We start from the raw sequence: 734 nt of genomic DNA, 5'->3' as shown, positions 1-734 counted from the left end.
GGGCAGGGCTGGAAGATGCTGATGTCGGCGCTCGCCGCCGGTCGTGGCATCTCATTGCCGTCGCTGTCGGCGGCCGGTGCCGCCTATGCAGCGCGCACCACCGGCGCTTATGCGCGCATCCGCGAGCAGTTCAACATTTCGATCAGCAAATTCGAGGGCATCGAAGAGCCGTTGGCGCGCATCGCCGGCACGGCCTATCTGCTCGATGCCGCACGACGCCTGACCTCGGCGGCGCTCAATCTGGGCCATCATCCCGCGGTCATCTCTGGCATCATGAAGCTGCATGCCACCGAGCGCATGCGCGTCGCCATCGACGATGCCATGGACATCCATGGCGGCAAGGCCGTGATCGACGGGCCGCAGAATTATATGGGCAATCTGTATCGCGCGGTGCCGGTGGGCATCACGGTTGAGGGCGCCAACATCCTGACGCGCAATCTCATCGTGTTCGGGCAGGGTGCCATCCGCGCGCATCCCTATTTGCTTCAGGAAATGAATGCGCTCGGCGATTCCGACAAGGCGAAGGGCCTCGACGCCTTCGACGCCGCGTTCTGGAAACATATCGGCCACAGCGTCACCACGCTTTTCCGCGCCTGGGGCCGCTGCTGGACCGGCGGGATATTTGCGCCGGCGCCGGATGCCGGCGATGCCACACAGTTCTATCGCCAGCTCTCGCGTTAGTCCTCGGCCTTCGCATTGTGCGCCGACATGGCGTTGCTGACGCTGGGCGGAGC

Annotated in this window: 1 protein-coding gene; it reads left to right on the top strand. The window is 64.6% G+C overall.

All coding sequences use genetic code 11. The annotated features are described in order from the left end of the window. A partial coding sequence (locus AC1DU6_RS33890; protein ID WP_477862786.1) for an acyl-CoA dehydrogenase domain-containing protein occupies positions 1-681 on the top strand: 681 nt, incomplete at its 5' end. Positions 682-734: the final 53 nt, after the last annotated feature.

The organism is Roseateles sp. P5_B10, from assembly GCF_056400485.1.
Note: the sequence above shows the minus strand (reverse complement) of the source record. Positions and strands in the feature narration are given on the sequence as shown.